This window comes from Luedemannella helvata, from assembly GCF_039528415.1.
Taxonomy (GTDB): Bacteria; Actinomycetota; Actinomycetes; order Mycobacteriales; family Micromonosporaceae; genus Luedemannella; species Luedemannella helvata.
Window position 1 is genome coordinate 60,815 of the sequence record NZ_BAAALS010000014.1, and the last position, 12,944, is coordinate 73,758.

At 72.9% G+C, this 12,944-nt stretch carries 15 protein-coding genes and 1 riboswitch; of the genes, 12 read left to right on the forward strand and 3 right to left on the reverse strand.

Annotation, left to right across the window (positions count from 1 at the left end; translation table 11 throughout):
- Window positions 1–6: 6 nt before the first annotated feature.
- The 5 genes from ABD191_RS15610 to ABD191_RS15630 all read left to right on the forward strand — a co-directional run bounded on the left by ABD191_RS15610 (window position 7) and on the right by ABD191_RS15630 (window position 4,246).
- Window positions 7–378 carry a cytidine deaminase gene (locus ABD191_RS15610; protein WP_344082151.1) on the forward strand — a complete coding sequence of 124 codons (372 nt, stop codon included), beginning with the start codon at window positions 7–9 and terminating at the stop codon, window positions 376–378.
- A complete protein-coding gene (era, locus tag ABD191_RS15615) occupies window positions 375–1,304 on the forward strand; it encodes a GTPase Era (protein ID WP_344082153.1) in 930 nt (309 codons plus the stop codon). Before ABD191_RS15610 ends, era begins: the two co-directional genes overlap by 4 nt.
- A 152-nt stretch (window positions 1,305–1,456) precedes the next feature.
- A complete protein-coding gene (locus ABD191_RS15620) occupies window positions 1,457–2,695 on the forward strand; it encodes an acyltransferase family protein (RefSeq protein WP_344082155.1) in 1,239 nt (412 codons plus the stop codon).
- Entirely contained in the window at window positions 2,628–3,419 is a 792-nt protein-coding gene (gene recO, locus ABD191_RS15625; protein WP_344082157.1) for a DNA repair protein RecO, read from the forward strand. Before ABD191_RS15620 ends, recO begins: the two co-directional genes overlap by 68 nt.
- Window positions 3,416–4,246 carry an isoprenyl transferase gene (locus ABD191_RS15630; RefSeq protein ID WP_344082159.1) on the forward strand — a complete coding sequence of 277 codons (831 nt, stop codon included), beginning with the start codon at window positions 3,416–3,418 and terminating at the stop codon, window positions 4,244–4,246. The genes recO and ABD191_RS15630 overlap by 4 nt, the downstream gene beginning before the upstream one ends.
- Window positions 4,247–4,319: 73 nt before the next feature.
- Here ABD191_RS15630 and ABD191_RS15635 read toward each other — a convergent pair whose 3' ends face one another.
- The 3 genes from ABD191_RS15635 to ABD191_RS15645 form a co-directional block, all read right to left on the reverse strand.
- Entirely contained in the window at window positions 4,320–4,880 is a 561-nt protein-coding gene (locus ABD191_RS15635; protein WP_344082161.1) for a PIN domain-containing protein, read from the reverse strand.
- On the reverse strand, window positions 4,877–6,007 hold the full coding sequence (locus ABD191_RS15640) for a helix-turn-helix domain-containing protein (protein ID WP_344082163.1): 1,131 nt from the start codon (window positions 6,005–6,007) through the stop codon (window positions 4,877–4,879). The genes ABD191_RS15635 and ABD191_RS15640 overlap by 4 nt, the downstream gene beginning before the upstream one ends.
- Before the next feature lie 95 nt (window positions 6,008–6,102).
- The gene (locus ABD191_RS15645) at window positions 6,103–7,254 is read right to left on the reverse strand and encodes a Fic family protein (RefSeq protein WP_344082165.1); all 1,152 of its coding nucleotides are present in this window, start codon (window positions 7,252–7,254) and stop codon (window positions 6,103–6,105) included.
- 97 nt (window positions 7,255–7,351) lie between these two features.
- A riboswitch (TPP riboswitch) is annotated at window positions 7,352–7,462 on the forward strand.
- Between ABD191_RS15645 and ABD191_RS15650 the strand changes: the two genes are divergently transcribed.
- The 7 genes from ABD191_RS15650 to thiD all read left to right on the forward strand — a co-directional run bounded on the left by ABD191_RS15650 (window position 7,456) and on the right by thiD (window position 12,940).
- Window positions 7,456–8,805, forward strand: a complete 1,350-nt coding sequence (locus ABD191_RS15650; protein ID WP_344082167.1) for a purine-cytosine permease family protein — start codon at window positions 7,456–7,458, stop codon at window positions 8,803–8,805. Its footprint overlaps the riboswitch before it by 7 nt.
- Window positions 8,802–9,413 (forward strand): thiamine phosphate synthase, encoded by a 612-nt coding sequence (gene thiE, locus ABD191_RS15655; RefSeq protein ID WP_344082169.1) that lies wholly within the window; start codon window positions 8,802–8,804, stop codon window positions 9,411–9,413. The genes ABD191_RS15650 and thiE overlap by 4 nt, the downstream gene beginning before the upstream one ends.
- Complete coding sequence (gene thiO / locus ABD191_RS15660; protein WP_344082171.1) at window positions 9,410–10,525, forward strand: glycine oxidase ThiO; 1,116 nt, start codon at window positions 9,410–9,412, stop codon at window positions 10,523–10,525. The genes thiE and thiO overlap by 4 nt, the downstream gene beginning before the upstream one ends.
- Window positions 10,522–10,722 carry a sulfur carrier protein ThiS gene (thiS, locus tag ABD191_RS15665; RefSeq protein WP_344082173.1) on the forward strand — a complete coding sequence of 67 codons (201 nt, stop codon included), beginning with the start codon at window positions 10,522–10,524 and terminating at the stop codon, window positions 10,720–10,722. Before thiO ends, thiS begins: the two co-directional genes overlap by 4 nt.
- Before the next feature lie 2 nt (window positions 10,723–10,724).
- Window positions 10,725–11,495: a thiazole synthase gene (locus ABD191_RS15670; protein ID WP_344082175.1), complete on the forward strand. Its 771-nt coding sequence runs from the start codon at window positions 10,725–10,727 to the stop codon at window positions 11,493–11,495.
- Window positions 11,496–12,146, forward strand: coding sequence for a thiamine phosphate synthase (locus ABD191_RS15675; protein ID WP_344082177.1), 651 nt, complete (start codon window positions 11,496–11,498; stop codon window positions 12,144–12,146).
- Window positions 12,143–12,940: a bifunctional hydroxymethylpyrimidine kinase/phosphomethylpyrimidine kinase gene (thiD, locus tag ABD191_RS15680; protein ID WP_344082179.1), complete on the forward strand. Its 798-nt coding sequence runs from the start codon at window positions 12,143–12,145 to the stop codon at window positions 12,938–12,940. The genes ABD191_RS15675 and thiD overlap by 4 nt, the downstream gene beginning before the upstream one ends.
- Window positions 12,941–12,944 lie beyond the last annotated feature (4 nt).

The following is a 12,944-nucleotide window of genomic DNA, read 5'->3' on the forward strand; positions in this document are numbered from 1 at the left end:
CCGTTCATGCCTGAGCTGGACACCGACATCGCCCCGTTGAGCGCCGAGGACGCGAAGCTGGTGACGCTCGCCCGGTCGGCCCGGGCGCGCACCACCGCGCTGGAGGGCGCGGCCGTCCGCGACGGCGACGGGCGCACGTACGCGGCGTCGACCGTGGGGCTGCCGTCGCTGACGCTGTCGGCGCTGCAGCTCGCGGTGGCTCAGGCGGTGTCCGCGGGCGCGACCGTCATCGAGGCGGCCGCTGTGGTGACGGAGGCGTCCACCGTGGACGGCGAGGGGTACGCGGCCGTGCGCGACCTGTCCGCCGACGCGCCCGTGCACGCGGCCGCGCCGGACGGCACCGTGCTCGGCACGCTCACCGGTCCGGTCGGGGCATGAGCGGGGCGGGTCACCGGGGGACGGGCGTGGGTTCGTTCCGCGCGGGCTTCGCCTGCTTCGTCGGCCGGCCGAACGCGGGCAAGTCCACGCTCGTCAACGCGATCGTCGGGCAGAAGATCGCCATTACGAGCACCCGGCCGCAGACCACCCGCCACGTGGTGCGCGGCGTGGTGCACCGGCCGGACGCGCAGCTCGTCTTCGTCGACACCCCCGGGCTGCACAAGCCGAAGACCGTCCTCGGCGAGCGGCTCAACGACCTGGTCCGCCAGACGTGGAGCGAGGTCGACGTGATCGGCCTGTGCCTGCCGGCCGACGAGGAGATCGGGCGCGGCGACCGGTTCATCACCGCCGAGATCGCCGAGCTGAAGGCGCCCGTCGTGGCGGTCGTCACGAAGACCGACCTCGTGGGTAAGGCGGAGCTGGCGCAGCGCCTCGTCGAGGTCTCGCAGCTCGGCGACTTCGCCGAGGTCGTACCGGTGAGCGCGGTGAGCGGCGACCAGCTCGACGTGCTCGTCGACGTGCTGGCGACGTACCTGCCGACGTCGCCGCAGCTGTACCCCTCCGACATGATCACCGACGAGCCGGAGCAGGTGCTCATCGCGGAACTGATCCGCGAGGCCGCGCTGGAGGGAGTCCGCGACGAGCTGCCGCACTCCATCGCCGTACTCGTCGAGGAGATCCAACGGCCGGACGAGGACGCCGGACCGCGTGCGGTGACGAAGATCTACGCGGATGTGTACGTGGAGCGGCCGAGCCAGAAGGCGATCGTCATCGGCGCGGGCGGCAGCCGCCTGCGCGAGGTAGGCACCCGCGCCCGGGGCGAGATCGAGGACCTGCTGGACACCCGCGTCTACCTCGACCTGCACGTACGTGTCGCCAAGGACTGGCAGCGCGACCCGCGCCAGCTGCGCCGCCTCGGCTTCTGAGACGCGGCAGCCGTCACCCGGCGGACCTTCAAAAATTCATGAGCGTCAATGTAGAATCCCTGGGAATTCAATGATCCCACGATCGGATGACCCTGTCCCAGGATGCGGGTGACCCGGGTTTCCGTCGAGCGCCGTCAGGGTAGGGCGAGGCGATGCGCAACCGTTACTTTGACGTCGTGCGTGCCGTCGCCATCGTGCGGGTAGCGCTCTATCACGCGACCGGGTGGGCCGCGCTGACCATCGTCTTTCCGGCGATGGGGGTGATGTTCGCGATGGCCGGCTCGCTCATGGCCGCCTCCCTCGACCGGCACGGCGTGCGCGCGGTCGGTCGTCGGCTGCGCCGCCTGCTGCCGCCCTTCTGGCTCGTCGGCGCCGTGTTCGTGCCGGCCATGCTGCTGTTCGGCGGGCTGCCGGTCGGCTGGCACCTGCTGCACTGGGTGCTGCCGCTGCAGGACCCGGTCGCCAACGGCTGGGGCACCAGCGTGCTCGGCGTCCTCTGGTACATCCGCCAGTACCTGTGGTTCGTGCTGCTGTCGCCGGTCGCGTTGTGGGCGTTCCGGCGCTGGCCGGTGCCGATGCTCGTCGTCCCGCTCGCGCTGCGGGCCGCCGTGGACCTCGGCCTGCCGGTCCACGGCGTGGTCGCCGACTTCGGCCTGTACTTCGGGTGCTGGCTGCTCGGCTTCGCCCACCACGACAACCTGCTCGCGAAGGTCCGGCCGTGGGCGCTCGGCGCCGTCGCGGGCGCCCTCGCGCTGGCCGGCGCGGCGTGGGGCCTCACCCACCCGGGCGCGCGGCCGTGGGACCTCAACGACATGCCGCTCGCCGACGCCCTGTGGTCCATGGCGTTCGTGCTCCTGCTGGTCGGCTTCGCCCCGCGTGACCTGGCGTTCATCGACCGGCTGCCGAGCGTGCGCCGCGTCGTGGCCGTCCTCAACGCGCGCGCCGTCACCGTGTACCTGTGGCACCAGGCGGCCATCGTCGGCACGGGTGCGCTGCTCGCCGCCGCGGGCGTGCACCTGGTCGGATCCGGCGGGGTCGCGTGGCGGGTGGCCGGCGCGGCGGTACTCATCGTCGTCGCGATCCTGGCGTTCGGCTGGATCGAGGACGTCGCCGCCCGCCGCCCCGTGCGGCTGCTGCCGGGAGCGCCCCGGCCCGTTCCGTCGCTGCGCGCGCCCGCGCTGCCCGTCCCGGGCGTGCGCGCCCCGGCGCTCGCCGCCGCGGCGGTCCCCGCGCCGCTGGTCGGCGTGCCGGTGTCGCCGGCCGTGGGACCGCTGCGCCAGGTCAGCGTGCCCGCCCCGCGCCCCGGCGCGGCACAATGGTCCGATGCCCGGCATGCGCACGAAGCTGTACCGCGACGACGCGATCGTGCTGCGCGCGCAGAAGCTGGGTGAGTCCGACCGGATCATCACGCTGTTCACCCGCCGGCACGGCCGCATCCGGGCCGTCGCCCGGGGCGTGCGCCGCACGACCTCGCGCTTCGGCGCCCGGCTGGAGCCGTTCGGCCACGTCGACGTCCAGCTCGCCGGGTCGGCCACGGTCAACCCGGCCACGATCGAACGCTCGCTGCACATGGTCAGCCAGGTCGAGGGAATCGACCTGTACGGGCGCAGCTTCCTCGACGACTACCCCCGGTACACGGCGGCGTCGGCCATCGCGGAGACCGCCGAGCGGCTGACTCCGATCGAGCGCGAGCCGTCCCTGCGGCTGTTCCTGCTGACCCTGGGCGCGCTGCGCGCCCTGTCGCTGCGCGAGCACGCGGGCCCGCTCGTGCTCGACGCGTACCTGCTGCGGGCCATGACCACGGCCGGCTGGGCGCCCGCGCTGAGCGCCTGTGCCGTCTGCGGGACGGCGGGCCGGCACGCCGCGTTCTCCGTACCGGCCGGGGGTGCCGTGTGCCCGGACTGCCGGCCGCCCGGCGCCGCCCGGCCCGCCCCCGCGACCCTGGAGCTCATGGTCGCCCTGGCCGACGGGGACTGGAAGATCGCGGACGCCAGCGAGGCCGGCCCGCGCCGGGAGTGCAGCGGCCTGGTCGCCGCGCACCTGCAGTGGCACCTGGAACGGGGACTACGCTCGCTGCCGTTGGTCGACCGTACGAGCAATGGAGAGCGCACGTGATCAGATCCCTCGGCCGGGGCCGCCGCACCGCCGCTCCCGTCGCTCTGAAGCCGCCCACGCCGCACCCCTCCGGGGCCCGCCCGCCGGCGCTGCCCGCCGAGGTGCTGCCCAGGCACGTCGCCATCGTCATGGACGGCAACGGCCGCTGGGCCAAGGAGCGCGGACTGCCCCGCACGAAGGGCCACGAGCGGGGGGAGTTCTCCCTGTTCGACACGGTCGAGGGTGCCATCGAGCTCGGCATCCCGTACCTGTCGGCCTACGCCTTCTCGACGGAGAACTGGCGCCGCTCGCCCGAGGAGGTCCGCTTCCTCATGGGTTTCAACCGCGACGTGATCCGCCGCCGCCGCGACCAGCTCGTGGAGCTGGGCGTACGGGTCGTGTGGTCCGGGCGGGCGGGCCGGCTGTGGAAGAGCGTGATCTCCGAGCTGCAGACGGCCGAGGAGATGTCACGGCACAACTCCACGCTCACGTTGCAGTTCTGCGTGAACTACGGCGGCCAGGCCGAGGTGGCCGACGCGGCCGCCGCTCTGGCCCGCGACGTGGCGGCCGGCAAGGTCGACCCAGACAAGATCAACGAAAAGGTCTTCGCGCGCTACCTCTACCACCCTGAGGTACCCGAGGTGGACCTGTTCCTGCGCCCGTCCGGCGAGCAGCGCACGTCCAACTTCCTGCTCTGGCAGTCCGCCTACGCCGAGCTGATCTTCATGGACACCCTGTGGCCGGACTTCGACCGCCGCCACCTCTGGCACGCCTGCGAGCTGTACGCCCAGCGCGACCGCCGCTTCGGCGGCGCCATCCCCAACCCGGTGCCCCCACCGGAGTCCTGAGCGTTCGGACGGTGCTGGACCGTCCCACACCCGCCGCCCGAGCCATATGCGATCACCAGGCACATGCACCGTCTCACGGACCGGCGAGGAGGCCGTGGCCGGCGGCGTAGCGTCCGAACTCGTCGCCGGTGCACGGCAGCCGGGCACCTTTTCGCCGAAGTGCGTCAACGACGGTGCCCGCGTTCACGACGGTGAACTTGCCGCCGCGACAGGCTGCGGCGAGCAGCCATATCGTTCCGTGGACCTCGGCCCCGTACCGGCGGGCCACTCTGGTCGCCTCGCGGTCATCGGTAATGGCGATGCCGGAGTGGCGCTCAGCGGCGGCGAAGATGCTGGCCTCACCCTGATCGCGCGTCTGTGCACCGAGTCGCTCCGCCCACGTGGCGAAACACCGCAGGTCGTCCTGAGCGTCCAGCCGTGCGATCTGGAGCCAATCGAGGGACAGCGTCTGCGCCAGTTCCGGATAGTGGACGGCGCCTGCCGCCAACTCGCTGCGTACGACGGTTGTCGTCCAACAGTCCTGGTCCAGCGTCAGGTCCCGTAGCACGTCCAAACGCTCCGCGCGGGCGAAGTGCGACAGGCACATCGTGTCGAAGAACAGGCGACGCTGCGTTCCGGGGGCGGCGGCGGTCATGGCGCGACATCGCCCTCCGCGTCTCGCGGCAGATCGTTCTCCTCGATCTGACCGTGCATGAGTTCGACGACGCGGGTGCGCGTGAGGTAGCCGTCCCGCCACGCTCGCATGACGGCGTTCGCGAATGCCGGTGGCACCCGGATGGAATCGAGATCTGGTTGCGGAGTCCACCCGATGGCCTCGAGAAACTCGGCTCGGGTCGGACTTGCCTGGACCATTCGCGGTGAGAACGGACCGAGGCCCGCCGCCCGCGCCTGCCGGACGGTCAGCGACCACGAGGTGCGGTACGTCGCGGCGAGCCGAAGGAGCTGATCACGCGTGATCGGCTCGCCGGACGCCTTGTGGCGGGCGAAGGCCGACATCGGCATGAGCAGTTCGGCCGCGAACGCGTTGATCACCGCCTCCCGGCTCTCGCGCGAGGCGTTGACGCCGAGATCGCTGGAGTACTCGTCCCCGAGAAGCATGTGTCCCAGTTCATGGGCGGCTGTGGCCCGGCGCCGGCCAGGGTCACCCTGGAGGCTTACGACAGCCGCCGCCAGGTCGCCGTCGATCGCCGAAGCGCCATCGCCGGGCAGCGATGTGACAAGAACCTGCTGTCCACACTGTTCGCACAGGCTCATCATGCTGTCGATCGGTTGGTCTGCCAGGTGCAGTTCGTCGCGCAGCCACATCGCGGCCCGACGCGCGTCCTCCGCGGAGGTGACCTTGTGGGGGTAACTCATGACCGGCCGTGGCGTGAGCATGCCGATGCCGATGAGCTGGCGCAGTTCCCGGAACCACGTCGCCAGGGCGATGTCGAGCGTGACGGTTTCCCGTCCGGCCTCGGTGTCGGTGTCCTCGGTGAGGGTCATCGACCTGTGGGACAGCACGAGTGGCCCACGCTCCAGGAAGGTGGCCATCGGTACGCCCAGCGCAGTGGCGAGCCTGGCGAGTTCGAGAGCGTCGACGCGGCGGGAGCCTGCCTCCATTTTGGCGATCATGGTGCGATCGAGCCCGATGGCGGCGGCCAGCTCGCTCTGCGAGAGGCGGGCGGCTAGCCGCGCGGTCCGGATGCGTTCGCCGATATCCGGCCATTCTCCCTGGTCGGCCATAGTGCGATAATCGCACATGGGCGGGTCGGCTGTCATGCGGCCGGACCAGACTTCGAGCTCTGGTAGTCGTCGGCGTACGCAGAGTTGATCGTCCTGGACCCTGTGGCCGGGACTTCTACCGCCGCCGTCGGTCAGTGTTCACCCGTCGCGAGATGACGCCGCATCCACGGGTACGGGTCGGCCAGTGCCGGCCGGCGCTCACGGCACCGCTGCCGTAGCTCGCGAAGCGTCTGTCCCGCCACATAGTGCCGGCCGCGTGTCTCGCCCCGGGCCTCCACGAGCCCTAGTTCGGCGAGGCGGCCGAGGTCGCGGGTCGCGGTGCGCGTCTCGATCCCGGTCAGGTGCATGTAGCCGGAGCGGCGCACCCGGTAGCCGAGCACGAGCTCATAGAGCAGCTCGGTCAGTCGCGTGGGCAGGCGATGCGCGTTGACGAGGTCGTCCAGCTCGATCCAGATGGCGGACGCCTCGTCCATCCGCCGGGCGACGGTCTGTGCCTGCATGTGGTGCGCACGGAGGTTGAACGCCGCCCACAGATGCGCGTCGCCACGCGGCCGCCACGAGCCCTGTCCGGTGAGGGCGAGCGCCCGGTAGTAGTCCTCCGTGTTGTGGCCCAGCCACTCCTCAATGCTAGAGAAGGCCGGCTCGATGATGGACTGCCGCGAGATCGCCAGCGTTTGCAGCGCCCGGGCCATACGTCCGTTCCCGTCGCGGAACGGGTGAATCATCACGAGGTTGAGGTGCGCCATCGCGCCGCGCACGAGCGGGTCCGTGTCGACGTCCGCCTGCAGGCTGGCAGCGAGTTCGGTCATGAGGCTTGGCACCCGCCCGGCCTCCGGACCCTCGTAGACCACGGCGCCCTGGTTCTCATCGTGCACGAAGATCTGCCCCGTCCGGTACTGACCCGGGCTTTTCGTGAGGTCGTGGGCGAGCATCATGAAGTGCATGCCGCGCATGGCGGACGTGTCGATGGTGAAGTGAGGATCGCCGGCCATCTGCAGCACGTAACCCAGCGCCTGGCGGTAGCCGCGGATCTCGGCCCAGGTGCGCTCGTCGGCGCTCAGCGGCGCGTCGTCGTCGAGCGCCGCCGCTGCGTCGTCCTCCGCGACGATGTACCCCTCGATGCTGTTGGAGCCGCGGATGGCCCGCGCCAGCATGGTGCGCCGCAATCCGCCCTGCCAGCGTTTCGGCGCGCGCATGACGCTCGCGAGTTCCCGGCGCATGCCGTGGATCTCCGCGAGCACGGCTTGATCCTCGGAGGTGAGTGGCGGATCAGCGTAGATCATCGCAGCACCTTGTCGCTAACATAACGCCATGGTACCCGCTATGTCTCTATGATAGAGACATAGGGACACGGTCGCACGCTGGCGTACAGTGGCGGGTGTTGTGAACGGGAGCTCGGGGATCACCGGGCTGAGAGGGCGGATGAATCTTCCGCCGACCGTTGGAACCTGACCGGGTAATGCCGGCGTAGGGAGATTCTTCACATGGGCACCCCTGCCACCCTCGAGGCCGACGCGCCTCTGACCCTGGCCGAGCCGGCCCCCCGGCTGCTCGGCTTCCGCGACACCCTCGGCCTGTGGGGCAACCTGGGCATCAGCCTGTTGCTGCCGGTGGCCGCGGCCTACGTCATCCTGCCCGGGCGACCGCTCGGGCCGACCTTCGCCGCCATCGTCGTCGGCGCGGTCATCGGCGCGCTCCTGCTCGGGCTCGGCGCCGCCGCCGGCGCCCGGGAGGGCGCGCCGGCCATGGTGCTGCTGCGCGGCCTGCTCGGGCGGCGCGCCTCCTACCTGCCGACCGCGCTCAACATCGTGCAGTGCGTCGGCTGGGCCACGTTCGAGATCGTCATCATCGCCGAGGCGGCGTCGCGCCTGCTGGACGCGCCGCGCTGGCCGTTCGTGCTCGGCGCGGGCGTGCTGGCCACGCTCATGGCGCTGCGTCCGCTCGGCGCGGTGCGGGTCCTCGCCCGGTACGCGGTGTGGGCCGCCCTGGCCAGCGTCGTCTACCTGTTCGTGGAGGTCCTCTCCCACCCGCTGCCCGCGTTCACCGACGGCGGCGCCGGATCGTTCTGGACCGCGGTCGACATCGTCATCGCGCTGCCGGTGTCGTGGTTCCCGCTCGCCGCGGACTACACCCGCCACGTGCGCGGCGGCCGGGCGGCGTTCGCCGGCACCTCCGTCGGATACGGCATGGCGACCATCGCGTTCTTCACCCTCGGCGCGCTGGCCCTGGCCGCGTACGGGGCCGCCGGGCTGGACGTGATCGGCGCGCTGCTGGCCGTACCGCTGGGGTTCGTGGCCTTGTTGGTCCTCGTCTTCGTCGAGGTGGACGAGGCGTTCGCCAACATCTACTCGACGGCCGTGTCGGCGCAGAACCTGTCGGGCCGGCTGGACCGCCGCATCCTCGCCCTCGCGGTCGGCGGCGTCGCGACGCTGCTCGCCTTCACCTTCGACATCGCCGCCTACGAGCCGTTCCTGTTCCTCATCGGCGCGGTGTTCGTGCCGCTGGTCGGGGTGTTCCTCGTGGCGTACTACGTGATGCCGCGCGGCGCGTGGGACGTGTCGGACACCGCCCCGGCGCGCCCGTGGCTGCTCCTGCCCTGGGTGGCCGGCTTCGTGGCGTACCAGCTGACCCTGCCGACGTACTTCTCCGGCGTGGGGTCGGGCTGGACGGCCTGGTGGACGGCCCGGCAGACCGACCTGGGCATCGACCCCGGCAACGGCTGGTCGGCGTCGCTGGTCAGCCTGGCGGTCGCCGCCCTGCTGACGGTGGCGGTGTGCCTGCCCGCGAGGCGGCGCGTGCCCGTCCCGGCGCCCAGCGAGGAGGTCGCGTCGTGATCGGGCGGCTGCACGTGCTCACGGACGCCCGCGACGGTCGCGACGCGCTCGCCGCGACCGGCGCGGCGCTCGCCGCCGGGGCGCCGGTGGCCCAGCTGCGGGTCAAGGGCGTCACCGACAGCGACCTCTACGACCTCGGCCGCCGCCTGATGGCGCTGTGCGACGAGTACGGCGCGACCTGCGTGGTCAACGACCGCGTCGACATCGCGCTGGCCATCGGCGCGCACGGCACCCACCTCGGCAACACGGACCTGCCCATCGAAGCCGTCCGCCGGGTCGCCGGGCCGGGGCACCTCATCGGCGGCACCGCGCGCGAGCCGGTCCTGGCCGCGCGACTGGTCGCCGAGGGCGCGGACTACCTCGGCATCGGCCCGGCCTACGCCACGTCCACGAAGGACGGGCTGCCGGACCCGCTCGGGGCCGGGGGGATCGGCGCGGTGGCGCGCGCGGTCGACGTCCCCGTGATCGCCATCGGCGGCATCACGCTGGACCGGGTCCCGGACCTGATGGCCGCCGGCGCCCACGGCGTCGCCGTCGTCACGGCGGTCTCCGACGCGGCCGACCCGGCCGCCGCGACGGCGGATCTGCTGAAGGCGGTGACGCGATGAACGACGTCGTCGTGGCCGGCGGCGGGCTGATCGGCATGTCCGTCGCCTGGCGCTGCGCGAAGAAAGGGCTGCGGGTCACCGTCGTCGACGCCGACCCCACCCAGGGCGCGGGGCAGGCCGCCGCCGGCATGCTCGCCCCGGTCGCGGAGGCCACGTACGGGGAGGAGCGCCTGCTCGGCCTGGCCCGGGCGTCCCTGAAGCGGTACCCGGCGTTCGTCGCCGAACTCCAGCAGGCGACCGGCGTCGACGTGGCCCTGCGCACGGCCGGCACGCTGCAGGTCGGCTTCGACGCCGACGACACGCGCGTCCTCGACGACCTGCACGCCTTCCACCTGGAGCTGGGCCTGCCGGCCGAGCGCCTCACCCCGACGCAGGCCCGCCGGGTCGAGCCGTCGCTGACCACGCGGGTGCGCGGCGCGGTGCGCATCCCGTCCGACCACTCCGTCGACGCCCGCGCCGTGCGCGACGCGCTCACGGTCGCCGCCCGCCAGGCCGGCGCGACCGTCCTCACGACCGGGGTCGAGGCACTGGTCACGGCCGACGGCCGGGCCACCGGGCTGCGGCTGGCCGACGGGACGACCATCGCCGCGGGGACGGTCGTGCTCGCCCTCGGCGCGTGGAGCGCGTCGCTGCCGGGCGTACCGCCGCTGCCGGTACGGCCGGTGAAGGGTCAGATCCTGCGGCTGCGCAGGGCGGCCGGCCTGCTCGACGGCACGGTCCGCGCGCTCGTGCGCGGCCGGGCCGTCTACCTGGTGCCGCTGCGCGACGACCAGCTCATCATCGGCGCGACCGTCGAGGAGCAGGGCTTCGACCGGTCGGTGACGGCCGGCGGGGTGTACGAGCTGCTGCGCGACGCCATCGAGGTCGTGCCCGGGGTGACCGAGTGCGAGCTGACCGAGACGCTGGTGCGCTTCCGCCCGGGTACCCCGGACAACGCGCCGCTGCTCGGCGACAGCGACCTGCCCGGCCTCGTCCTGGCGACCGGGCACTACCGCAACGGCGTCCTGCTCGCGCCCGTGACCGGGGAGGCCATCGCCGAGCTGATCGCGGACGGCGCGCTGCCCGAGGCGGCGCGGGGATTCGGTACGGACCGGTTCAGGGAGCGGTCATGAACATCGTCATCAACGGCCAGCCGGCTGACGTCACCGACGGCTGGTCGGTGGGTCAACTGGTGCGCGCGCGTACGGACGAGCAGCGCCGCGTCGCGGTCGCGCGCAACAGCGAGGTGGTCCCGCGCAGCGAGTGGGACAGCACGGCACTGTCCGAAGGGGACAAGGTCGAGATCCTGGCGCCGGTGGCGGGAGGCTGATCATGGATGACGTGCTGACCATTGCGGGCGAGGACTTCGCCTCGCGCCTGCTGCTGGGCACCGGGGGCGTACCCAGCCTTGAGGTCCTGGAAAAGGCCATCGTGGGGTCGGCCACCCAGCTGGTGACGATCGCGCTGCGCCGCGTCGAGGCCTCGGCGGGCACCCCGCTGCTGGAGGTCGTGGAGCGCAGCAAGGTCAAGCTGCTGCCCAACACGGCCGGCTGCATGACCGCCCGCGAGGCGGTGCTGACGGCGAAGCTGGCCCGCGAGGCGTTCGAGACGGACTGGGTCAAGCTGGAGGTCATCGGGGACGAGCACACCCTGCTGCCCGACCCGGTGGAGCTGCTCGACGCCGCCGAGCGCCTCGTCGCGGACGGGTTCACCGTCCTGCCGTACACGAACGACGACCCCATCACCGCGCGGCGGCTCGCGGACATCGGCTGCGCGGCCGTCATGCCGCTCGGCTCGCCGATCGGCAGCGGCCTGGGCATCCGCAACCCGCACAACATCTCGCTCATCCGCGAGGCCGTGCAGGTCCCGGTGATCCTGGACGCGGGCGTCGGCACGGCGTCGGACGCGGCGCTGGCCATGGAGCTGGGCTGCGACGCGGTCCTGCTCGCCTCGGCGGTGACGCGGGCCCGCGACCCCGAGCTGATGGCGATCGCCATGCGCGACGCCATCCGCGCGGGCCGCGCCGCCTACCGCGCCGGCCGCATCCCGCGCCGCTGGCACGCGGAGGCATCCACCCAGATCGCGGGCTTCCCGGAGCTGTAGATGCTGCCGCGCCTCCTGCTCCTCACGGACGCCACCCATGCGGCGGGTCCGCTGACGTTCGTCGTGGCCGGGGCCATCGACCGCGGCGTGCGCGCCGTCGTCCTCCGCGAAAAACACCAGCCGTACGCGCGGCGGCGCGCGCTCGCGGCCGACCTCGCCGCCCTCCTCGCCCCGGTCGACGGCACCCTGATCGTGGCCGGCGGCCCGGCCGGCGCTGGCGTGCCTGGCGGCGCTGCGGTGCCTGGCGGCCCGGTCGGCGCGGGGCCGCCCCGCGATCCCGGCTGGCCGGCCGGCGGCGTGCACCTCGCCGCGCGCGATCCCTTCCCCGGGCCGCGCCCGGCGCTCGTCGGCCGGTCCTGCCACGACGCGGCCGAGGTCGCCCGCGCGGCGGCCGAGGGCTGCGACTACGTCACGGTCTCGCCGATCTACCCGACCGCATCGAAGCCCGGCTACGGGCCCGCGCTGGGCCCGTCCGGCCTGGCCTCCCTGTGCGGTCAGGTCCCGGTCTTCGCCCTGGGCGGCGTGCTGCCCGAGCATGTCGCCGACTGCCGGCGCGCCGGCGCGTACGGCGTCGCCGTCATGGGTCCCGCGATGCGCGACCCGGCCATCGTCGCCGCCTACCTGGCGGCCCTAGCGGAGGTGCCCGCATGAACCCGCCCGTCGCGCTCACGATCGCCGGCTCCGACTCCGGCGGCGGCGCCGGCATCCAGGCCGACCTGAAGACCTTCGCCGCGCTCGGGGTGTTCGGCACGAGCGCCATCACGGCACTCACCGCGCAGAACACGGTCGGCGTGCGGGGCGTGCACGCCGTCCCTGCCGAGTTCGTGCTCGCCCAGGCGGAGGCCGTCCTCGAGGACCTGCCCGTGGCCGCGACCAAGACGGGCATGCTGGCCACCGCGGGCATCGTGCACGCGGTCGCCAAGCTCGCCGCCGCCGGCCGGCTGCCCTCGCTCGTGGTCGACCCGGTGATGGTCGCGTCCAGCGGCGACCGCCTGCTGGAGCCGGCGGCCGAGCGGCTCTACGTGGCCGAGCTGCTGCCGCACGCCACCGTGGTGACACCCAACCTGGTGGAGGCCGAGGTCCTGGTGAAGGGCTCGATCGGCACCCTCGCCGAGCAACGGGAGGCGGCCGTCGCCCTCGGCGCGCTGGGGCCTTCGGTCGTGGTGGTCAAGGGCGGCCACGCGGTGAGTGACGCGGCCGGCGAGGCCGTCGACGTCGTGTGGGACGGCTCGACGATCCATGAGCTGCGCGCCCCCCGCGTGGACACGCCCAACAACCACGGCACGGGATGCACGTTCGCCTCGGCGATCGCGGCCGGGCTGGCCAAGGGCCTGGCGGTGACCGAAGCGGTGACGGCGGCGAAGACCTACGTGCAGCGGGCGGTCACCGCCGGCGCGCGATGGTCGCTGGGCGCCGGCCACGGCCCGTTGGACCACTTCGCCTAGCACC